Source organism: Sphingomonas sp. AC522, from assembly GCF_979258125.1.
Map to the genome: position 1 here is coordinate 2,256,814 of NZ_OZ409836.1, position 21,044 is coordinate 2,277,857.

Genomic DNA, 21,044 nt, shown 5'->3' on the forward strand with positions numbered 1-21,044 from the left:
CCAGCCGGTTGACGCGCGGGCGCGACCGCCCCAAAGGCGTCCGCGCACCCCGAGGAGTCCAATTAGTGACCGCATCCTTCACCGATTGCGCCAATGCGATCCGCGCGCTGAGCATGGATGCAGTGGAGGCGGCGAATTCGGGGCATCCCGGCATGCCGATGGGAATGGCCGATGTCGCGACGGTGCTGTTCCAGGATTATCTGAACTACGATCCCGCCGATCCGAAATGGCCGGACCGCGATCGCTTAGTGCTCTCCGCGGGGCATGGATCGATGCTGCTTTATTCGCTGCTGCACCTCACCGGCTATGCGCGTCCGACGATCGACGACATCAAGACCTTCCGCCAGGTGGGCAGCCCGTGCGCGGGGCACCCTGAGAATTTCGAGCTTGCCGGCGTCGAGGCGACCACCGGCCCGCTGGGGCAGGGGCTTGCTATGGCCGTGGGCATGGCGATCGCCGAGCGGCATCTGAACGCCAGCTTCGGTGACGGGCTGATCGATCACCGGACCTGGGTGATCTCCGGCGACGGCTGCCTGATGGAAGGCATCAATCACGAGGCGATCGGGCTGGCCGGGCATTTGAAGCTCGGGCGGCTGACCGTGTTGTGGGACGACAACAAGATCACCATCGACGGCGCGGTCTCGCTCTCATCGAACGAGGATATCCCGGCGCGCTATGTGGCGACCGGCTGGCATGTCGTCGAGTGCGACGGGCACGATCCCGTGAGCATCAAGGCGGCGTTCGATGCGGCGCTGGCGGACGATCGCCCCTCGCTGGTCCGCTGCCGCACGATCATCGGCAAGGGTGCGCCGAACTTCCAAGGGACCTCGAAGGTACATGGCGCAGCGCTCGGCAAGGACGAAGTCGCCGCCGCGCGCGAGACGCTGGGCTGGACTTCAGAGCCCTTCGTGATCCCGGCGGACATTCGCGAGACGTGGCTCGCCGCGGGCAAGCGTCGCGCCGAACGTCATGCGGCGTGGAAGCAGCGGCTCGCAGGTGATTCGAATAGCGCGGAATTCACCCGCCGGATGAACGGCGATCTGCCCGAGGGCTTCTCGCTCGACGCGCACATCCAGGCGCTGCTCGCCGATCCCAAGAAGATCGCGACGCGCACTGCGAGTCAGCTTGCGCTCGACGTGATCAACGCCGCGGTTCCCGAGACGCTGGGCGGATCTGCCGATCTGACGCCGTCGAACAACACGCTCACGAAGGGCCTGGAGGACTTCACCGCCGACAACCGGGCGGGCCGCTACATGCGCTACGGCATCCGCGAGTTTGGCATGGCTGCCGCGATGAACGGCATGGCGCTGCATGGCGGTGTGATCCCTTATGGCGGCACCTTCCTGGTGTTCAGCGATTATGCCCGCCCGGCGATCCGCCTCTCGGCGCTCCAGCATGCGCGCGTCGTCTTCGTGATGACCCATGATTCGATCGGGCTTGGGGAGGATGGGCCGACCCACCAGCCGGTCGAGCATGTCATGTCGCTGCGGCTGATCCCGAACCTCGAAGTCTGGCGGCCCTGCGACGCGGTCGAGACCGCAGAGGCCTGGGGCGCGGCGCTGGCACGCAAGGACGGGCCGGCTTTGCTCGCGCTTTCGCGGCAGAACCTGACCCAGCTCAGCAGCGGCGGCGCTGTGAAGGGTGGCTATCGCATCCAGCAGGCGGAGGCACAGCGCCAGGTCGTGCTGCTCGCCACCGGCTCCGAAGTGGAAGTGGCGGTCGCGGTGAAGGCCGAACTCGAAGCCCAGGGCGTGGGCGCCGATGTCGTCTCAATGCCATGCTGGTCGCGCTTCGACGCACAGGATGCCGCCTACAAGGCCGATCTGCTTCCCGCCGATGCGCTCAAGGTCTCGATCGAGGCCGGCGTCACGCATGGCTGGGAACGCTATACGCGCGACGGGCTCAATTTTGGCGTCGATAGCTATGGCGCCTCGGGCCCCTATCTACGGCTGTACGAACATTACGGACTTACCGCTGCGGCCATCGCGCCGCGTATCATCGAGCGATTGAACGGAGACAAGGCATGACCAAGGTTGCGATCAACGGTTTCGGGCGTATCGGGCGGCTGGTGGCGCGCGCGATCCTCGAGCGTCCCGATAGCGGCCTCGAGCTGGTGACGATCAACGATCTGGCCGATGCCAAGTCGAACGCCTGGCTGTTTTCGCGCGATAGCGTCCATGGCAAATATCCCGGCACCGTCTCGGCCGAGGGCAACGACTTGGTCGTCGATGGCAAGCGCATCAAGGTGACCGCGGAGCGCGATCCGGCGAACCTGCCGCACGCCGAGAACCAGGTGGATCTCGTGCTCGAATGCACTGGCTTCTTCACCGATCGCGAGAGCGCGCAGAAGCACATCGATGCCGGCGCGAAGAAGGTGCTGATTTCGGCGCCCGCCAAGGGCGTGGACCTGACCGTCGTATACGGCGTCAATCACGACAAGCTCGAGGCCGGCCACACGATCGTCTCGAACGCATCGTGCACCACCAATTGCCTGGCGCCCGTCGCCAAGGTGCTCAACGACAGCGTCGGCATCGAGCGCGGCCTGATGACCACGATCCATGCTTATACCAACGATCAGAAGATCCTCGACCAGATCCATCCGGACCTGCGCCGCGCCCGCGCCGCTGCGATGAACATGATCCCGACCACCACCGGCGCCGCGCGAGCGGTCGGCGAAGTGCTGCCCGAGCTGAAGGGCAAGCTCGACGGTTCGTCGGTTCGCGTGCCCGTTCCCGATGGCTCGCTGATCGACCTGACCTTCACGCCCTCGCGCGACACCACCAAGGAAGAGATCAATTCGATCCTCAAAGCGGCAGCGGAAAGCGGCCCGCTCAAGGGCGTGCTGGTCTATTCGGAGGACCCGCTGGTTTCGATCGACATCGTCCATACGCCGGCTTCGTCAACGATCGACAGCCTTGAGACGGCAGTGATCGAAGGCAAGCTCGTCCGCGTGGTGAGCTGGTACGACAATGAATGGGGCTTCTCGAACCGGATGATCGACACCGCTACTGCGATGGCGAAGCTGGGCTGAGCTTCACCGGCCCATAATCTTCCGTCATGCTGAACTCGTTTCAGCATCCATCGTGCCACCAGCAACGTCGTTGCCCGTGGACGGATGGACCCTGAAACAAGTTCAGGGTGACGGGAGTGTTGGGGGCTGGCCCTCGTTTGAAGCACGGAGATATTTGATGGGCCGCAGTTTCAAAACCCTCGACGACATGGGCGACGTGCATGGCAAGCGCGTCCTCGTCCGCGAGGATGTCAACGTGCCCATGGCCGACGGCGTCGTTACCGACGACACCCGCCTGCGCGCCGCGGTCCAGACCGTCGCCGAGCTTGCGGACAAGGGCGCCAAGGTAATCATTCTCGCGCATTTCGGCCGCCCAAAGGGCCAGCGTGATCCGAACCTGAGCCTCGCGCTAGTGACGATTCCGCTCGGCCATGTCCTCGGCCGCGAAGTCCGCTTCATCGACGATCTCTACGCCGCCGAGACCATTGCCAAGATGCAGCCCGGCGAGATCGGCATCCTCGAAAACACCCGCTTCGATCCGGGCGAAGAGAAGAATGCGCCCGAGACTGTCGATCGGCTCGCCGCGCTGGGCGACTTCTATGTCAACGACGCCTTCTCCGCCGCGCACCGCGCGCATGCCTCGACCGAGGGCCTCGCGCACAAGCTCCCCGCCTTCGCCGGCCGCCAGATGGAAGCCGAGCTCGACGCACTCGACAAGGCGCTGGGCACTCCCGAGCATCCGGTGGCCGCGGTCGTCGGCGGCGCCAAGGTCTCGACCAAGCTCGACGTGCTCAAGCATCTCGTCGCGCAGGTCGGCCACCTGATCATCGGTGGCGGCATGGCCAACACTTTCCTCGCCGCGCGTGGCGTGAATGTCGGCAAATCCCTGTGCGAGCATGACCTCACCGGCACCGCCGAGGATATCCTCGACGCCGCAGAGCGCGCGAATTGCACCGTGCATCTGCCTTATGACGTGGTCGTCGCGAAGGAATTCGCCGCCAATCCGCCGAGTCTCCGCACCTGCAACGTCCACGAAGTCGCCGCCGACGAAATGATCCTCGACATCGGCCCCGCCGCGACCGAGGCGCTGGCAGACGTGCTCAAAAATTGCCGCACGCTGGTCTGGAACGGCCCGCTCGGCGCATTCGAGACGCCGCCCTTCGACACCGCCACGATGAGCCTCGCTTTCACGGTCGCGGCGCTCACCAAGGAGGGCTCGCTGGTATCGGTGGCCGGGGGCGGGGACACTGTCGCCGCGCTTAATCAGGCGGGCGTGGCCGATGACATGACCTTCATTTCCACGGCAGGAGGCGCGTTCCTGGAGTGGATGGAAGGCAAGGAATTGCCCGGAGTCGCTGCGCTCGCACGCTGACCAGCGTTGTCAGCCTTCTCAGGCCCGCCCCCTGCTGCAATAGCGCCTGCAGACAAAGCGAATCGGCGTTCAAGCCGGGCGCGAGACACGCACAGGGGGCTTGCATGAACACCGCCGACATGACCGCCAAGATCGCTCAGGGCAAAGGCTTCATCGCCGCGCTCGATCAGAGCGGCGGCTCCACGCCCAAGGCGCTCGCGGGCTATGGCGTCGAAGCTGGCGCCTGGACGAACGACGAAGAGATGTTCGGCCTGATCCACGACATGCGCAGCCGCATCATCGGCTCGCCTTCGTTCAATGGTGACAAGGTGATCGGCGCGATCCTGTTCGAGCGGACCATGGACGGCCAGGTCGGTGGCAAGCCGACGCCGCAGGCGTTGATCGACAAGGGCGTGGTGCCCTTCCTCAAGATCGACAAGGGGCTGGAGGAAGAAGCCAACGGCGTCCAGATGATGAAGCCGATGCCGGGCCTCGATGCGCTGCTGGCCCGCGCCAAGGCGCTGGGGGTGTTCGGCACCAAGGAGCGTTCGGTGATCAACCTCGCCAACCGCGAAGGCATCGCCGCGATCGTCGCGCAGCAGTTCGAAATCGGCCGCCAGGTGCTCGCCGCCGGGCTGATGCCGATGCTCGAGCCCGAAATCAACATCAAGAGCACCGAGCGCGCCGAGTGCGACCAGATCCTGCTCGAAGAGACCCTGAAGGCGCTCGATGCGATGCCGGGCGACGACAAGGTGATGCTCAAGCTGTCGATCCCGGCACAGTCGGGACTGTACGATCCGCTGGTCGATCACCCGCGCGTGCTCCGCGTCGTTGCGCTTTCGGGCGGCTTCAAGCGACCCGAGGCATGCGCCGAGCTCGCCAGGAACCGCGGCATGATCGCCAGCTTCAGTCGCGCGCTGCTCGAGGATCTTCGCCACGGCATGAGCGATGCCGAGTTCGACCGGTCGCTCGGGGAGGCGATCGGCGAGATATACACGGCATCGACCGAGAAGTCGGCAGCGTGACCGGCCGCCGCCCGGTGCTCGCGGGCCTCGCGCTCGCAATGCTGGGCGGCCCCGCATTTGCGAAGGGACTGAATGTGGAAGAACAGGATCCGCCCTTCGGCATGATCGGCAAGATGAAGGCGCAGCCCGGCAAGCGCGCCGAGCTGGTGGCGATCCTGGGCTCGGGCACTTCGGCAATGCCGGGGTGCCTCGCCTACCTGATCGCCGAGGACGCCAAGGATGCCGACGCGATCTGGATCACCGAGATCTGGGACAAGAAGGAAAGCCATGCGGCATCGCTGGCGCTGCCTTCGGTGAAGGAAGCGATCCGCCAGGGCCGCCCGCTCATCGCCGGCTTCGAACTGAGCGCAGAAACGCGACCGCTGCCGGGCGCGAGCTTCGTCAGCCGGGCCTGATCGCCCGGCCTAGATTTCCTCATCGAGCAAGTCGCCGAGCCTATCGAAGCGGCTTTCCCACAGGCGGCGGCAATAGCCGACCCATTGCTCGACTGCGGCAAGGCCATTGGGCTCGATCCGGCAAGTGCGGATGCGACCGGCCTTTTCCGTGCGCACCAGCCCGCTTGCTTCCAGCACACGCAAATGCTGGCCGACCGCCGTCACGGTGATGCCGAGCGGGCCGGCAAGACGCGAGGCCGAGGCAGGGCCACTGGCCAGCCTCTCCACGATCGCGCGGCGGCTCGGATCGCCAAGCGCATGGAACAGCGGACCGACGGCTGGCGCCGCAGTTGGCGTGATCATGCGCCGAGCTCGTCGCCGAGCGCATCGAACATGGTCTCCCAGCCCATGCGGCGGATGTCGGGCCCGTCGGCACCTTCGAAGAAAACGCCCTGGAAAGTGCAGACCAGATCGGTGCCGTCACCGGCACTGCTCAGTTCGATGGTCACCACAGAGACCGAGATGCGCCGTCCCTCGAAGCTCATCGCGCCCGAAGTAACGATACGCTGGCCGGGCACGACATCCTCGAACCGGCCCTCATTGGCGATCACCAGACCCGGGAAAGGACTGTCAGCGCGGAAACGATAGCGCAGACGATCCACGCCGCCGGGACGCAGATCGGATTCGAACAATTCGATATCGTGCTGATCGCCCTCGGCAAACCAGCGCCGCCGCTTGAGTGGATCGGCGAGCGCGGCGAAAACGCGTTCGGTCGGGTGAGGATAGTTACGTTCGACGGTAAAGTGGCTGTGGACAGTACCCGGCATGGTGAAACTCCATTGGTGAAGTGTGTGCTTCACTATCTAGTTCATCCGGATAGTCAAGTGTGCACTTCAGTATCCGATTAGCGCATCACCTGCCGGACCATTGCCTTCAGCGTCAGCGCATCCTCGATCGCTGCGCCGCCGATATCGTTGTTGAAATAGGCCCACACGCTTCGCCCGCCGCGCGCCTGCTCCAACATCCAGTCCGCAGCCTCCAGCAGCGCCGGCTCGGCATAGCGACCCCAATATTTCCCCTGTCCGCCGTGGAAGCGAAGATAGGCGACAGGCCCTACAGCCACCCGCGGGCTCTCCAGCCCCAGCATGTCGTGCGCGCAAAAGCTCGCGCCGTAGCGCTCCAGCAAAGCGAAGGTCTCGTCGACATACCAACTCTTCTCCCTGAACTCGAAGACGTTGGTTACGTCCTTGGGGATCAGCTCGAGGAAGCTCTCCAGCCGCTCCAGGTTCAGCTTCATTACCGGCGGAAGCTGGTAGAGGATTGGCCCGAGCCGATCACCCATGCAGCGAAACTCGCCCATTTGCCGCGCGATCGGCTCCTCGCAATTGAGTAGCTTCTTGGCCTGGGTGAGGAAGCGATTGGCCTTGACCGCGTAGCAGAAGTCCGGCGGCGCCTGGTCGCGCCACTTCTCGAACGTCGCGCATTTGGGCAGGCGATAGAAGCTGTTGTTGATCTCGACGGTGTCGAACTGCTCGGCATAGAAATCGAACCAGCGCTTGACCGGCAGCTTCTCGGGGTAGAATGCCCCGCGCCAGTGGCGATAGTTCCAGCCGGAGCAGCCGATGCGAATAGCGGAGTTGGGCATGGACGTTCCCGAGATTTCTGAGCCTGAAGACGAGATTTTCGGCAAGAACGCACTGGCGGGCTTTGCGGATCAGTTCGTCCGGGATCATCGCCGGCCCCCGTGCCAGCTTTACCTGATCTCGCCGCTCGACGTGACCGGCGGGTTCGCGGATCGCCTCAAGCGCGCATTCGATGCGGGCCCCGTTGCGGCGTTTCAGTTGCGCGTAAAAGGCGTGGATCAGCATGAGGCCGCGCGGCTTGGCGAGCCGCTCCAGCGCGTCTGTGCCGATGCCGACGTGGCGTTCCTGGTCAACGATGATATCGGACTGGCGAAGCGCCTGGGCGCAGATGGCGTGCATCTGGGGCAGGGCGATGGCGATCCTCGCGACGCGCGGGCTGTGCTCGGCCCCGCAGCGCAGATCGGCGTGACCTGTCATGACAGCCGTCATCTGGCGATGGAAGCGGGCGAGGCCGGCGCCGACTATGTCGCGTTCGGGGCGTTCTATCCGACTTCGACCAAGGAAACGCGGCACCAGCCGGAGCCGGCGATCCTCAGCTGGTGGTCGACCGTGTTCGAGATTCCTTCGGTCGCCATCGGCGGGATCACGCCACAGAACGCCGCGCCGCTGGTCGCCGCGGGCGCGGACTTCCTGGCGGTGAGCAATGCCGTGTGGGGCGGGGACGAAGCGGCCGCGGTCAAGGCATTCACGGACCTACTGGTCAAGTAAGTCGTTCTCCTACCGAACCATTGTTCGTCAGGAGATTGAATCGGTGCGGAAAAAGCTCATTATTGCTGCCTGCCTCGCAGGTGCCTCGCTCGGTCCCGCCGCATCGGGGCAGCAAGGAACCAAAGCCCGCCCGCCGATCGACTATACCGTCCTCCACGCCCAGGTAATCCTCGACCATTTGGGCTTCTCGCCCGGCATCCTCGACGGCCGCGAAGGTCAGTCGCTGACCTCGGCGCTCAAGGGATTCCAGACCGCGCGTGGGTTGAAGACGACCGGCAAGCTCGATCCGCAGACGATCGGCGCGCTCTATCCCTATCGCGCGCTGCGCCCGGTGAGAAAGCTCGCGGTCGATGCCAGCGCCATGGAGGGGCCGTACGTCAATCCGACGCCCAAGGATCCCGCAGAGCAGGCCAAGCTTGGCTCGCTGGCCTATACCCGCCCGCTCGAAAAGCTCGCCGAGATGTTCCACACCACGCCTGAAGTGCTGGTCGAGCTCAATCCCGGCGGTGCCGCGATCAAGGCGGGCGCGGTCTTCATCTTCCCGAACGCATTGCCGTCTTCGCGCGACTATTCGGCCGATCTGCGCGAGGATTGGCGCCGGACGCTGAGCAGCCTCAACGTCGATGCCAATCAGCCCACCGGCGACAAGGTGATCGTCGATAAGTCCGAAAGCACGCTCAAGGTCTATAATGGTGACCGGCTTGTCGCGCAGTTTACGGCGACGATGGGCAGCGAGCACGATCCGCTTCCGATCGGCACCTGGAAGATCAACGGCGCGGACTATAATCCCAAGTTCCATTACAATCCGGACCTGTTCTGGGATGCGAAGAAGGACGACGAAAAGGCGATGCTGCCACCCGGTCCGAATGGTCCGGTCGGCGTGATCTGGCTCGATCTTTCCAAGGAGCATTACGGCATCCACGGCACCCCCGAGCCGCAGACGATCGGGCGGACCGAAAGCCATGGCTGCATCCGCCTGACCAATTGGGATGCCGCGCGGCTATCGCTCATGGTAAAGCCGGGAACGCCGGCGATATTCCAGGAGTGAGGCGATGATCTGGATGAAGCGATTGGGGTGGGGGGCGGCCGCGCTCGGGCTGCTGCTGCTCGCCGCCTTCGCTTCACTCGTGCGCTTCACCGTCGAGCCGCCTGCGCAGGTGCAGCAGCAGCTTGCCGCTGCGCCGACGACGCTCGCGGGTTCCGCCGGGCAGATCGATCCCGCCTCGCTGGCCATGCCGGTCGCCGGGGTCAAATCACGCCAGCTCAGCGATACCTGGGGCCAGAGCAGGGGCGGGGGCGCGCGCGAGCATCACGCCATCGACATCATGGCGCCGCTCGGAACCCCGGTGCTGGCCGCCGCTTCGGGCACGGTCGAGAAGCTGTTCGAAAGCGCCAATGGCGGGCACACGATCTATATCCGCACCGCGGACGGCCGGACGATCCATTACTACGCGCATCTAGATACCTATGGCGTGACCGAGGGCCAGCGCGTGCGCCAGGGCCAGCAGATCGCCACCGTCGGCAATACCGGCAGCGCCGCGGGCGGGGCGCCGCATCTCCATTTCGAGATCAAGACGATGCAGCCCGGCGAACGCTGGTGGAAGGGGACCAACGTCAATCCCTATCCGCTGCTGGCGTTCGGGCCGGGCTGACCGAAGGGGGGGAGTTGCCCCCACCGCGCCCCGCCGCTAAAGCCCCGCTCGCTCTTTCTCAGAAACAACAGGTCTCGATCCCATGAAGATCAGCGGCGTGGACATCCGTCCCGGCAACATCATCGAATATGAAGGCGGCATCTGGCGCGCGGTCAAGATCCAGCACACCCAGCCGGGCAAGGGCGGGGCCTATATGCAGGTCGAGCTCAAGAATCTGCGCGACGGCCGCAAGAACAATGTTCGCTTCCGCTCGGCGGAATCGGTCGAGCGCGTCCGCCTCGACACCAAGGATTTCCAGTTCCTGTTCGCCGACGGTGAGACGCTCACTTTCATGGACAAGATCACCTATGAGCAGACCACGCTTCCGCGCGACCTGCTCGGCGACGCCGCGGCGTTCCTGCAGGACGGCATGGACGTGGTGATGGAATTGTACGACGACGATCCCATCAGCGTGCAGCTGCCCGACACCATCGAAGCGATGATCGTCGAGGCCGACGCGGTGGTGAAGGGCCAGACGGCTTCTTCCTCGTACAAGCCCGCAGTGCTGGAGAACGGCGTTCGCGTCATGGTCCCGCCGCACATCGCCGCGGGAACTCGCATCGTCGTCGATGTGTATGAACAGACGTACGTGAAGCGCGCGGACTGAGGCCGAGCGGACGAGACAAATAGCCGGGCTATTTGCCCGATCCGCCGGCCCGGCCGGCGAGCACCGCTCGACCGACGGCACGGGCTTTGCCCGTGTCGCGCCGTGCAAATGGACGCGTTAGGAAGTTAGATGGTTTCCCACTCCGGCATCATCACCGTCATCGAAAAGGCCTGCCGCAAGGCGGGGCCGCGGCTGCGGCGCGATTTCAACGAAGTCTCGCAGCTGCAGGTCAGCCGCAAGGGGCCGGCGGACTTCGTTTCGATGGCCGACAAGCGCGCCGAAGAGACGCTGATCGACGAATTGCAGCGGGCTCGGCCCGATTGGGGCTTCCTGGTCGAAGAGCGCGGCGAGATCGAAGGCGATCCCTCCAAGCCGCGCTGGATCATCGATCCGCTCGATGGGACCACCAATTTCCTCCACGGCATCCCGCATTTCTGCATCTCGGTTGCGGTCGAGGACCCGATGGGCTCGCAGGGCAAGCCCGAAGTGACTCACGGCTATATCTATCAGCCGCTCACCGATGAGAGCTTCTGGGCCGAAAAGGGCCGCGGCGCCTGGGTTCAGAGCGATCGCCTGCGCGTCTCGGCGCGCCGCGATCTTGCCGACGCCCTTATCGCCACCGGCATCCCGTTCCTCGGCCATGGCAATTTCGCGCAGTGGAGCCGCATCTTCGGCGCCGTCGCACCCGAAGTCGCGGGCATCCGCCGCCTGGGCTCGGCCGCGCTCGACATGGCATGGGTCGCAGCCGGGCGCTTCGATGGCTTTTGGGAGTCGGACCTGAAGCCGTGGGACGTGGCGGCGGGCATGCTGCTGATCAAGGAAGCGGGCGGCTTCATCACCGATTTCCGCGGGCAAGACATGGCGCGTGAGCGCAACCAGTTCCTCGCCGCGAACGACGTGCTCCACTCGAAACTGCACAAGCTGGTCGGCAACGCGCTGAGGTGATCTCCGCCCGCGGCGACGTTATTTGCGGTAGCCGATATGCGTTTCGAACTTGCCGAGCACCGTCGTCCAGAACTCGATATTGTCGATAAACAGGGCCGTCGAGAGACCGCCATCGTCTAGATCCAGGTCCATCTGCAGAATCGGATCGTTCTCGCCATCGAGGTGCGCGCGCCCGAATCGCTGGCCGCGGTTCCACTCGTTGATCCGCGTCAGGCTCACCAGCGGCTCGACATGATAGCCGGCATGGAACTGCACTGTCGCGCAGTTCTTGTGGTTGGTGCAGTTATAAAACAGCACCTTGAATTGCGAGCCGCCGGAGCCGCTCGAGATCATCGGGTCGCCGGTCTTGTCGCTCTCCAGCTTGGCGGCATAGCCGGCCCCCTGCATGGCACGGACTAGGCTCTCCGGCTCCTGCGCTTTCACCATCTGCGCCTGCGCTGGCAGCGCCCACAAGCTGACGACTGCCGCGATCAAAGGCAAAGTGCGCTTCATTCGATTTCTCCCCCCGAAGTGTCCGGCATAGGCATCCCTTGGGAGGTGGCACGATGTCAATCCTGCCATGGCTGCGAGGGGCAGCTAATCGAGCACTATTGCGAGTGATTCTCACACCCTCCAGCCCTTGCCGCACACTCCCCATAGTCCTAAAGCCGCCGCAAGATTCCGCATCCGCGAGAAGGCACTTTGGTCGACCTATCCGAATATCTGCCGATCCTGCTGTTCCTCGGCGTAGCACTCGCGCTCTCCAGCGCGTTCGTGTTCCTGCCGATGCTCGTCGGCCGCCTCACCGGCGCCCACAAGCCGAGCGAGGCGAAGCTCAGCGAATATGAATGCGGTTTCCCCGCGTTCGAGGATTCGCGCAGCCAGTTCGACGTTCGCTTCTATCTGGTCGCGATCCTGTTCATCATCTTCGATCTCGAAGCCGCCTTCCTGTTTCCCTGGGCGGTCTCGGTGTTCGATCTCGGCTGGGTCGCCTGGACCTCGATGATGGTCTTTATCGCCGAGCTCGCGCTCGGCCTTGTTTACGCATGGAAGAAAGGAGCGCTCGAGTGGGAGTAGAACTCAGCGCGCAATCGTCGTCGCCGCTTCCAGGCAACGGCCTGATCGGCGGACCTGCACCGGGAACGCTTCCCGATGTCGGCTTCCTCAACGACATCAATGCCGAGATTGGCGACAAGGGCTTCCTTGTCACGTCGACCGAAGAGCTGTTCCAATGGGCGCGCACCGGCTCGCTGTGGTGGATGACTTTCGGGCTCGCCTGCTGCGCGGTCGAGATGATCCACGTCAACATGCCGCGTTACGACATGGAGCGCTTCGGCGCCGCCCCGCGCGCGTCCCCACGCCAGTCCGACGTGATGATCGTCGCCGGCACGCTGTGCAACAAGATGGCCCCGGCGCTGCGCCGGGTCTACGATCAGATGTCCGAGCCGAAATACGTGATTTCGATGGGGTCCTGCGCGAATGGCGGCGGCTATTATCATTATAGCTATTCTGTCGTCCGCGGCTGCGACCGCATCGTGCCCGTCGATATCTACGTGCCAGGCTGCCCGCCCACTGCCGAGGCGTTGCTTTACGGGGTGATGCAGCTCCAGCGGAAAATCCGCCGCAGCGGGACGCTCGAACGGTGAGGAGCGCTGCACCCCGCATGATCGACCGCGACGATTCGGTCTGGGAGTCGTTGCTCACCGACGACGTTTCGCGTCGCCCGGGCGTCGAAGTCGCGTTTAACGTGAGCCGCGACAATCTGATCGCAACGCTCGATCGCCTTCGCGTCGAATTTGAATATCAGCAGCTGATGGAAATCGCCGGCGTCGATTATCCCGAGCGTGCCGAGCGCTTCGAGGTGGTCTATTGCCTACTCTCGCTGACCAAGAATCATCGCGTCCGCGTCCATGTGACGACCGACGAAGTCCAGGCGGTGCCTTCGGTCACGCATATCTGGCCGGTTGCCGGCTGGCTCGAGCGCGAAGTGTACGACATGTATGGCGTGCTGTTCGACGGGAATACCGATCTGCGCCGCATCCTCACCGATTACGGCTTCCAGGGGCATCCGCTGCGCAAGGACTTCCCGATGACGGGCTATGTCGAGCTGCGTTACTCGGAAGAGGCCAAGCGCGTGGTCTATGAGCCGGTTAACCTGGCGCAGGATTTCCGCAATTTCGACTTCCTGAGCCCGTGGGAAGGCGCCGCTTACGTGCTGCCGGGCGACGAGAAGGCGACCGGGCCGGGGCCGGGGGATACGCCGCAGGGCAAGACCACGCCGTCGCCGGCAGGCAAGCCCGCCGCGCAGCCCGAAGCCAAGGGCGCGCCGTCGCCGCTCAAGGCCGAAGAGATCGTCAAGGCCGATGCGCCTGCCGCGAAGCCCGCCAAGCCCCGCGCCAAGACGCCGAAGACCGTCGATGGTCCCGGCAAGACCGAGGGCGGCGAGCCTTCGATCGAGTCCGCGACCAAGGGCACCCCCAAGCCCGCAGATCCCGATGTCGTGCCCAGCAAGGGCAAGGGCCAGAACCAATGAGCGATACCGTCGACCAGATCCTGGAAAAAGGCGTCGACCCGGCCACGGGCGACACCGAAATCCAGAACTACACGATCAACTTTGGCCCGCAGCACCCGGCCGCGCACGGCGTGCTGCGCCTGGTCATGGAACTTGACGGCGAGATCGTCGAGCGCGTCGATCCGCATGTCGGGCTGCTCCATCGCGGCACCGAGAAACTGATCGAGTACAAGACCTATACCCAGGCGCTGCCATATTTCGATCGCTTCGATTATTGCTCGCCGATGGCGATGGAGCACAGCTACGTGCTCGCGGTTGAGAAATTGCTCGACTTGGAAGTGCCGCTCCGCGCGCAATATCTCCGCGTCTTCTTCGCCGAGCTGACGCGCATCAAGAACCACATGCTCAACCTCGGCAGCCACGTCATGGACGTCGGTGCGATGACGCCCAACCTGTGGCTGTTCGAGCTGCGCGAAGACTGCATGAACTTCTATGAGCGCGCATCAGGCGCCCGTATGCACGCCAATTATTTCCGCGTCGGCGGCGTCCGTCAGGACGTGCCGCTCAAGCTGCTCACTGACATCGCCGAATGGCTCGACACGCGCCTGCCGCGCCTGTTCGAGGATGCGATCAGCCTCGTCGCCGAGAACCGCATCTTCAAGCAGCGCAACGTGGATATCGCCGTGGTCAGCCGCGACGACGCGATCAAATGGGGCTTTTCCGGTCCGATGATCCGCGCCGCGGGCATCCCCTGGGATATCCGCAAGTCGCAGCCCTATGACGTCTATGATCGGATAGAGTTCGACATTCCGGTCGGCACTCGCGGCGATTGCTACGATCGCTTCATGGTCCGCGTCGAAGAGGTCCGCCAGTCGGCGCGGATCATGAAGCAGTGCATCAACGAAATGCCGGAAGGCCCGACGCTGACGCTAGACCGCAAGATCGCGCCGCCCAGGCGCGGTGAGATGAAGCAGTCGATGGAAGCGCTGATCCACCACTTCAAGCTCTTCACCGAAGGCTATCACGTCCCCGCGGGCGAGGTTTACGTCGCCACCGAAAGCCCCAAGGGCGAGTTCGGCGTCTATCTGGTCAGCGACGGCACCAACAAGCCATACCGCTGCAAGGTACGGCCGACCGCGTTCAGTCACCTCCAGGCAATGGACTTCATGTCGCGCGGGCACATGCTTGCCGACACGACCGCCATTCTAGGCGCGATGGATATCGTGTTCGGGGAGTGCGACCGGTGAGGAGTCCGTTCGCGCAGTTTTCCATTTTCGTTCGTGAGATGGAAGAGGGGCTGGGTTTTCCCTCCAATCTCTACAGGCTTCTAATGCCAGGTGCGGTCTTAGGCTGCATGATTGTCGTAGCTTGGATGAGGTACTTCGAAGTGTCTTCCGAGGCCGAAACGAGTTTTCTCATGATCGCGGTGAGCACCATAACCCTATTTGTTGGCTACGATTTGATTTGGGGCGACAAGGTCTGGCGCAAGTTTCGTCGGAACAGGAAGATTTGACGAATGGCTGACGCACCCCAAATCCCCGACGAGGCCGAGACCCGCGCGCGCTGGAATGGCTTCAAATGGTCGGACGAGAATGTCCGCAAGGCCAACGAGATCATGGGCCGCTATCCCGCGGGCCGGCAGCAGAGCTGCACGATCCCGTTCCTCGATCTCGCACAGCGCCAGGTCGGCGGGGAGACGAACACGCAGGGTTGGCTGCCCGTGCCGGTGATCGAGTTCGTCGCGCGCCAGCTCGAACTACCCTATATCCGCGTGTTCGAGGTCGCGACCTTCTACACGATGTTCAATCTGGCGCCGGTCGGCCGCTATCACGTGCAGATCTGCGGGACGACGCCGTGCATGCTGCGCGGATCGGATGATGTGATGGCTGCGTGCAAGTCGCGCGGGCTCCACAAGGGGGGCACCACTGCGGACGGCATGTTCACGCTCACCGAAGTCGAGTGCCTGGGCAATTGCGCCTCGGCGCCGATGGTGCAGGTCAACGACGACAATTACGAGGATCTGGATTTCGACCGCACGGTCGCGATCCTCGATGCGCTCGCGCGGGGCGAGCAGCCGAAAACCGGCACCCAGGAGCCGGGCCGCCACACCGTCGAGGCGTATGGCGGCACGACCAACCTGACCGCAATGGTCGGCGAGAACCACGATTATCGGGGGGAATGGGCATGAACGGATCGAACAAGAATCTGATCGTCACGATCCTGGCGATCATCGGCGCCATCGTGGTGCTCGGCTGGGTGCTGCGCCTTACCTTCGCGCTGCTCGGCCCGCTGATCATCATCGGCATCGCGATCCTGGTCTATGTGATGTTCATGAAGGGCAAGGGCCCCCGATAATGCTGGCTGACAAGGACCGCATCTTCACCAACGTCTACGGCTTCCAGCCGTGGAACCTCGCGGCTGCGCAAGGCCGCGGCGATTGGGATGCGACCAAGGATCTGATGACGATTGGCCAGGATGCGATCATCGATCGTATCAAGGCATCGGGGCTGCGCGGGCGTGGCGGGGCAGGATTCCCCACCGGCATGAAGTGGAGCTTCATGCCCAAGGAGCCGCGTCCCGATCGCCCGAACTTTCTGGTGATCAACGCCGACGAATCCGAGCCGGGTTCGTGCAAGGACCGCGAGATCATCCGCCACGATCCGCATAAGCTGATCGAAGGCGCGCTGATCGCCGGCTTCGCGATGCGCGCGCGCGCCGCGTACATCTACATCCGCGGCGAATATATCCGCGAGGCCGAGACGCTCTTCGCGGCCGTCCAGGAAGCGTATGACGCCGGCCTGATCGGCAAGAACGCCAGCAAGTCGGGCTATGATTTCGACGTCTTCGTTCATCGCGGCGCCGGCGCATACATTTGCGGCGAAGAGACCGCGATGCTCGAAAGCCTTGAGGGCAAGAAGGGCCAGCCGCGGCTCAAGCCGCCATTCCCGGCGGGCGCCGGGCTTTATGGCTGCCCGACCACGGTCAACAACGTCGAATCGATCGCAGTCGTCCCGACGATCCTGCGCCGCGGCCCCGAATGGTTCTCGAGCTTCGGGCGCGAGAACAACAAGGGCACCAAGCTCTTCCAGATCAGCGGCCATGTGAACAAGCCGGTCGTGGTCGAGGAAGCGATGAGCATCCCCTTCCGCGAACTGATCGACAAGCATTGCGGCGGCATCCGCGGCGGCTGGGACAATCTGCTTGCAGTCATCCCCGGCGGTTCCTCGGTCCCGCTCGTGCCGGCAGCGCAGATCATGGACGCGCCGATGGACTTCGACGGGCTTCGCGAGCTCGGCTCGGGTCTCGGCACCGCGGCCGTCATCGTCATGGACAAGTCCACCGACATCGTCCGCGCGATCTCGCGGCTGTCATACTTCTACAAGCACGAGTCCTGCGGCCAGTGCACGCCGTGCCGCGAAGGCACCGGCTGGATGTGGCGTGTGATGGAGCGGATGCGCACCGGCGACGCCGACATATCCGAGATCGACACGCTCTATCAGGTGACCAAGCAGGTCGAGGGCCACACCATCTGCGCGCTGGGCGATGCGGCGGCATGGCCGATCCAGGGCCTGATCAAGCATTTCCGCCCCGAGATGGAACGCCGGATCAACCAACGTAACGGCACCGGCGCAGAGCCGATGCAAGAGGCAGCCGAATAATGCCCAAGCTGACCGTAGACGGAATCGAAGTAGAGGTCCCCGCCGGGGCGACCGTGCTTCAGGCCTGCGAGGCCGCGGGCAAGGAGATTCCGCGTTTCTGCTATCACGAGCGCCTGAGCATCGCCGGCAATTGCCGCATGTGCCTGGTCGAAGTGAAGCCGGGGCCGCCCAAGCCGCAGGCCAGCTGCGCGCTGCCCGCTGCCGACAATCAGGAAGTCCGCACCGACAGCCAGATGGTCAAGGCCGCGCGGGAAGGCGTGATGGAATTCCTGCTGATCAATCATCCGCTTGATTGCCCGATCTGCGATCAGGGCGGCGAGTGCGACTTGCAGGATCAGTCGATTGCGTACGGCAAGGGCCACTCGCGCTACACCGAGAACAAGCGTGCGGTGACCGAAAAGTATATGGGTCCGATCATCAAGACGATCATGACCCGCTGCATCCAGTGCACGCGCTGCGTCCGTTTCGCGGAGGAAGTTGCGGGCGTGGAGGAAATCGGCGCGCTTTATCGCGGCGAGGATATGCAGATCACGACGTATCTGGAGCACGCCTTCAAGAGCGAGCTTTCGGGCAATACGGTCGATCTCTGCCCGGTCGGCGCGCTGACGCACAAGCCGGTGGCGTTCGAATATCGCCCTTGGGAGCTGCGCCGCAATCTTTCGATCGACGTGATGGACGCAGTCGGCACCAATATCCGCTTGGACAGCCGCGGACGCCAGGTGATGCGCGTGCTCCCGCGGATCAACGAAGACGTCAACGAGGAATGGGCGCACGACAAGACGCGCTATCACGTCGATGGCCTCGTCCGCCGCCGCCTCGACAAGCCGTTCGTGCGGCGCGACGGCAAGCTGGTCGAAGCGACTTGGGACGAAGCATTCGACGCGATCGTCGCGGTCAATGCCGGCTCCAGCGTCGCGGCGATCGCCGGCGACATGCTCGATTGCGAGACGATGTTCGCTGCCAAGAAGCTGGTCAATTCGCTCGGCTCGGATCTGCTCGAAGGCCGCCAGACCGGCATGGCCTATGACGTGACGAACCTCGGTTCGGTGGCGTTCAACACCACGATCGCCGAAATCGAAAATTCCGACGCGATTCTGCTCGTTGGCACCAATCTCCGCTGGGAAGCGCCCCTAATCAACACCCGCATCCGCAAAGCGATCAAGAAGGGCGCCAAGGTCTATGCGATCGGGCCCGAGACCGACCTGACCTATAAGGTCGAGTGGCTCGGCAACGATCTCGGCCTGCTCGGCAAGATGCCCTCCGAAGTCTCGGAAGTCATCGAAGCCGCCAGCAAGCCGGTGCTGATCCTCGGGCCCGGCGCGCTCAAGGACGGCCACGGTCCGTCGCTGGCGGTGGCGAGCAGCTTCATGCGGGATGGTTGGAATGGCTTCAACGTCGTCCACACCGCCGCCTCGCGGATGGGCGGGCTGATGCTCGGCTTCGCGCAGAAAGGCGGCATTGCTGATGTGGCTGCGGCCGCGCCCAAGCTGACTTTCTTCCTCGGCGCCGATGAAGTCGATTTCTCGGCGTTCGAGGCGAGCTTCAAGGTCTATATCGGCCATCATGGCGACAAGGGCGCGCATCACGCCGATGTGATCCTGCCCTCGGCCACCTATGCCGAGAAGCCGGGCACTTATGTGAACCTCGAGGGCCGCGTGCAGTTTGCCGAACGCGCTGTGTTCGCTCCAGGCGATGCGCGTGAGGACTGGACGATCCTGCGCGCGCTTTCGGACAAGCTCGGCAAGCCGCTCCCGTTCGACAGCTACGATCAGCTCCGCGCTGCAATGGCAGCGGACGTGCCCGAACTGGGGCAGGAGGGGCTGGTCCGCTATTCCTGGGCGCCGCCGCAACTTTTCTCGCGGACGAGCGGTCCGGTCAGCTATCCAATCCAGGATTTCTATCTCACCAACGCCATCTGCCGCGCCAGCCTGACGATGCAGCGCTGCTCGGCCGAATTGGTCCACGGTGAAGATTTCGCGGAGGCCGCGGAATGACCGCTTTCTTCCAATGGGTCGGCCTGCCTTATGGCTGGGCATGGTTCGTCGCCACGATCGTCGGCATTCTCGTTATCGCGCTGCCGCTGATGCTCGCCGTCGCGATGATCATCTATGCCGATCGAAAGATCTGGGCGGCGATGGCGCTGCGCCGTGGTCCGAACGTCGTCGGGCCGCTGGGACTGCTCCAGTCGTTCGCGGACGGTCTCAAGGTCTTCCTGCAGGAAACCATCATCCCTTCGGGCGCCAACAAAGTGCTGTTCCTGATCGCGCCGATCATCACCTTCACGGTCGCGTTGATCGTCTGGGCGGTGATCCCGTTCCAGGCGGGCGTGGTGCTGTCGAACATCAATGTCGGCCTGCTCTACATCCTCGCGGCCTCGTCGCTGGGCGTGTACGGCATCATTCTCGCCGGCTGGTCGTCCAACTCGAAATATCCATTCTATTCGGCGATCCGCGCTGCAGCGCAGATGGTGAGCTACGAAGTCTCGATCGGCTTCGTGCTGATCGCGGTTCTGCTGTGGGCGGGCACGTTCAACCTGTCGGGTATTGTCGAGGCCCAGCGCGGCCACATCTTCGGCTTCATCAATGGCTTCGGGTTCAATCCACTGCTCTTCCCGATGTCAGTGGTGTTCCTGATCTCGTCGCTGGCGGAAACTGCGCGCGCGCCGTTCGATCTCACCGAGGCCGAGTCCGAGCTCGTCGCCGGCTATCAGACCGAATATTCGTCGATGAGCTTCGCGCTCTACTGGCTCGGCGAATATGCCAATGTGCTGCTGATGTGCACGCTCAACGCGACGCTGTTCTGGGGCGGCTATCTGCCCCCGGTCGATTGGGCGCCGCTTTACTCGGTGCCCGGCATCATCTGGCTGTTCGCCAAGATCCTGTTCTTCTTCTTCGTGTTCAGCTGGGTGAAGGCCACCGTGCCGCGCTACCGCTATGACCAGCTGATGCGGCTGGGCTGGAAGATATTCCTGCCGCTGTCGCTGACCTTCGTGTTCCTCGTTTCCGGGTATCTGATGCTTACCCGGGTTGGATTGCCCGTATGAGCCTCGCCCAGATCATCCGTTCGTACACGCTGTGGGAGTTCATCAAGGCCCATTGGCTGACCTTGCGCTACTTCTTCAAGCCCAAGGCGACGATCAACTATCCCTACGAGAAGAACCCGGTGTCGCCGCGCTTCCGCGGCGAGCATGCGCTGCGCCGCTATCCCAATGGCGAGGAGCGCTGCATCGCGTGCAAGCTGTGCGAGGCGGTGTGTCCGGCGCTGGCGATCACGATCGAGGCCGAGCCGCGCGACGACGGCAGCCGCCGCACCACGCGCTACGACATCGACATGACCAAGTGCATCTATTGCGGGCTGTGCCAGGAAGCATGCCCGGTGGACGCGATCGTCGAGGGGCCGAACTTCGAATTCTCGGTCGAGACCCGTGAGGAGCTGATCTACCAGAAGGACAAGCTTCTCGAGAATGGCGATCGCTGGGAGCGCGTCATCGCCGCGAACCTTGCCGCCGATGCACCGTACCGTTAAGCGCACGCCAACTTT

At 63.8% G+C, this 21,044-nt stretch carries 24 protein-coding genes; 20 read left to right on the plus strand and 4 right to left on the minus strand.

Going from position 1 to position 21,044, the window contains the following annotated elements; translation table 11 throughout:
- Positions 1-65 precede the first annotated feature (65 nt).
- From tkt to ACZZZM_RS11195, 5 genes are all read left to right on the plus strand, one after another.
- The gene (gene tkt, locus ACZZZM_RS11175) at positions 66-2,027 is read left to right on the plus strand and encodes a transketolase (RefSeq protein WP_463595171.1); all 1,962 of its coding nucleotides are present in this window, start codon (positions 66-68) and stop codon (positions 2,025-2,027) included.
- The gene (gene gap / locus ACZZZM_RS11180) at positions 2,024-3,031 is read left to right on the plus strand and encodes a type I glyceraldehyde-3-phosphate dehydrogenase (RefSeq protein WP_463595172.1); all 1,008 of its coding nucleotides are present in this window, start codon (positions 2,024-2,026) and stop codon (positions 3,029-3,031) included. The genes tkt and gap overlap by 4 nt, the downstream gene beginning before the upstream one ends.
- Before the next feature lie 157 nt (positions 3,032-3,188).
- On the plus strand, positions 3,189-4,382 hold the full coding sequence (locus ACZZZM_RS11185) for a phosphoglycerate kinase (RefSeq protein WP_463595173.1): 1,194 nt from the start codon (positions 3,189-3,191) through the stop codon (positions 4,380-4,382).
- Positions 4,383-4,486: 104 nt separating this feature from the next.
- Entirely contained in the window at positions 4,487-5,386 is a 900-nt protein-coding gene (locus ACZZZM_RS11190) for a fructose bisphosphate aldolase (protein ID WP_463595174.1), read from the plus strand.
- Positions 5,383-5,781 carry a putative quinol monooxygenase gene (locus tag ACZZZM_RS11195; protein WP_463595175.1) on the plus strand — a complete coding sequence of 133 codons (399 nt, stop codon included), beginning with the start codon at positions 5,383-5,385 and terminating at the stop codon, positions 5,779-5,781. The genes ACZZZM_RS11190 and ACZZZM_RS11195 overlap by 4 nt, the downstream gene beginning before the upstream one ends.
- Before the next feature lie 9 nt (positions 5,782-5,790).
- Here the strand turns inward: ACZZZM_RS11195 and ACZZZM_RS11200 are convergent, their stop codons facing one another.
- From ACZZZM_RS11200 to ACZZZM_RS11210, 3 genes are all read right to left on the minus strand, one after another.
- Positions 5,791-6,123 carry an ArsR/SmtB family transcription factor gene (locus ACZZZM_RS11200; protein ID WP_463595176.1) on the minus strand — a complete coding sequence of 111 codons (333 nt, stop codon included), beginning with the start codon at positions 6,121-6,123 and terminating at the stop codon, positions 5,791-5,793.
- Positions 6,120-6,587 carry an SRPBCC family protein gene (locus ACZZZM_RS11205; RefSeq protein WP_463595177.1) on the minus strand — a complete coding sequence of 156 codons (468 nt, stop codon included), beginning with the start codon at positions 6,585-6,587 and terminating at the stop codon, positions 6,120-6,122. The genes ACZZZM_RS11200 and ACZZZM_RS11205 overlap by 4 nt, the downstream gene beginning before the upstream one ends.
- Before the next feature lie 77 nt (positions 6,588-6,664).
- Positions 6,665-7,405 (minus strand): DUF72 domain-containing protein, encoded by a 741-nt coding sequence (locus ACZZZM_RS11210; RefSeq protein ID WP_463595178.1) that lies wholly within the window; start codon positions 7,403-7,405, stop codon positions 6,665-6,667.
- Here ACZZZM_RS11210 and thiE point away from each other — a divergent pair.
- The 5 genes from thiE to ACZZZM_RS11235 all read left to right on the plus strand — a co-directional run bounded on the left by thiE (position 7,404) and on the right by ACZZZM_RS11235 (position 11,354).
- Complete coding sequence (gene thiE, locus ACZZZM_RS11215; protein ID WP_463595179.1) at positions 7,404-8,111, plus strand: thiamine phosphate synthase; 708 nt, start codon at positions 7,404-7,406, stop codon at positions 8,109-8,111. The two genes, ACZZZM_RS11210 and thiE, sit on opposite strands and share 2 nt — an antisense overlap.
- A 43-nt stretch (positions 8,112-8,154) precedes the next feature.
- Positions 8,155-9,159, plus strand: coding sequence for a L,D-transpeptidase family protein (locus ACZZZM_RS11220; RefSeq protein ID WP_463595180.1), 1,005 nt, complete (start codon positions 8,155-8,157; stop codon positions 9,157-9,159).
- A 4-nt stretch (positions 9,160-9,163) separates the two neighbouring features.
- Complete coding sequence (locus tag ACZZZM_RS11225) at positions 9,164-9,763, plus strand: M23 family metallopeptidase (protein ID WP_463595181.1); 600 nt, start codon at positions 9,164-9,166, stop codon at positions 9,761-9,763.
- 82 nt (positions 9,764-9,845) lie between these two features.
- Positions 9,846-10,409, plus strand: a complete 564-nt coding sequence (efp, locus tag ACZZZM_RS11230; RefSeq protein WP_463595182.1) for an elongation factor P — start codon at positions 9,846-9,848, stop codon at positions 10,407-10,409.
- A gap of 129 nt (positions 10,410-10,538) precedes the next feature.
- The gene (locus tag ACZZZM_RS11235) at positions 10,539-11,354 is read left to right on the plus strand and encodes an inositol monophosphatase family protein (RefSeq protein WP_463595183.1); all 816 of its coding nucleotides are present in this window, start codon (positions 10,539-10,541) and stop codon (positions 11,352-11,354) included.
- An 18-nt stretch (positions 11,355-11,372) separates the two neighbouring features.
- Here ACZZZM_RS11235 and ACZZZM_RS11240 read toward each other — a convergent pair whose 3' ends face one another.
- Complete coding sequence (locus tag ACZZZM_RS11240; RefSeq protein ID WP_463595184.1) at positions 11,373-11,846, minus strand: YbjN domain-containing protein; 474 nt, start codon at positions 11,844-11,846, stop codon at positions 11,373-11,375.
- 189 nt (positions 11,847-12,035) lie between these two features.
- Between ACZZZM_RS11240 and ndhC the strand changes: the two genes are divergently transcribed.
- The 10 genes from ndhC (at position 12,036) to nuoI (ending at position 21,029) form a co-directional block, all read left to right on the plus strand.
- Positions 12,036-12,410 (plus strand): NADH-quinone oxidoreductase subunit A, encoded by a 375-nt coding sequence (gene ndhC, locus ACZZZM_RS11245; protein WP_463595185.1) that lies wholly within the window; start codon positions 12,036-12,038, stop codon positions 12,408-12,410.
- Positions 12,401-12,979, plus strand: a complete 579-nt coding sequence (locus ACZZZM_RS11250) for a NuoB/complex I 20 kDa subunit family protein (RefSeq protein ID WP_463595186.1) — start codon at positions 12,401-12,403, stop codon at positions 12,977-12,979. The genes ndhC and ACZZZM_RS11250 overlap by 10 nt, the downstream gene beginning before the upstream one ends.
- A gap of 17 nt (positions 12,980-12,996) precedes the next feature.
- The gene (locus ACZZZM_RS11255) at positions 12,997-13,866 is read left to right on the plus strand and encodes an NADH-quinone oxidoreductase subunit C (RefSeq protein WP_463595187.1); all 870 of its coding nucleotides are present in this window, start codon (positions 12,997-12,999) and stop codon (positions 13,864-13,866) included.
- Complete coding sequence (locus ACZZZM_RS11260; protein ID WP_463595188.1) at positions 13,863-15,092, plus strand: NADH-quinone oxidoreductase subunit D; 1,230 nt, start codon at positions 13,863-13,865, stop codon at positions 15,090-15,092. Before ACZZZM_RS11255 ends, ACZZZM_RS11260 begins: the two co-directional genes overlap by 4 nt.
- A 269-nt stretch (positions 15,093-15,361) precedes the next feature.
- Positions 15,362-16,033, plus strand: a complete 672-nt coding sequence (locus ACZZZM_RS11265) for a complex I 24 kDa subunit family protein (protein ID WP_463595189.1) — start codon at positions 15,362-15,364, stop codon at positions 16,031-16,033.
- Complete coding sequence (locus ACZZZM_RS11270) at positions 16,030-16,200, plus strand: hypothetical protein (protein WP_463595190.1); 171 nt, start codon at positions 16,030-16,032, stop codon at positions 16,198-16,200. The genes ACZZZM_RS11265 and ACZZZM_RS11270 overlap by 4 nt, the downstream gene beginning before the upstream one ends.
- Positions 16,200-17,504, plus strand: a complete 1,305-nt coding sequence (gene nuoF, locus ACZZZM_RS11275) for an NADH-quinone oxidoreductase subunit NuoF (protein WP_463595191.1) — start codon at positions 16,200-16,202, stop codon at positions 17,502-17,504. Before ACZZZM_RS11270 ends, nuoF begins: the two co-directional genes overlap by 1 nt.
- On the plus strand, positions 17,504-19,498 hold the full coding sequence (gene nuoG, locus ACZZZM_RS11280) for an NADH-quinone oxidoreductase subunit NuoG (RefSeq protein ID WP_463595192.1): 1,995 nt from the start codon (positions 17,504-17,506) through the stop codon (positions 19,496-19,498). Before nuoF ends, nuoG begins: the two co-directional genes overlap by 1 nt.
- Positions 19,495-20,547, plus strand: a complete 1,053-nt coding sequence (gene nuoH, locus ACZZZM_RS11285) for an NADH-quinone oxidoreductase subunit NuoH (protein WP_463595193.1) — start codon at positions 19,495-19,497, stop codon at positions 20,545-20,547. The genes nuoG and nuoH overlap by 4 nt, the downstream gene beginning before the upstream one ends.
- Positions 20,544-21,029 carry an NADH-quinone oxidoreductase subunit NuoI gene (gene nuoI / locus ACZZZM_RS11290; RefSeq protein WP_463595194.1) on the plus strand — a complete coding sequence of 162 codons (486 nt, stop codon included), beginning with the start codon at positions 20,544-20,546 and terminating at the stop codon, positions 21,027-21,029. Before nuoH ends, nuoI begins: the two co-directional genes overlap by 4 nt.
- Positions 21,030-21,044 lie beyond the last annotated feature (15 nt).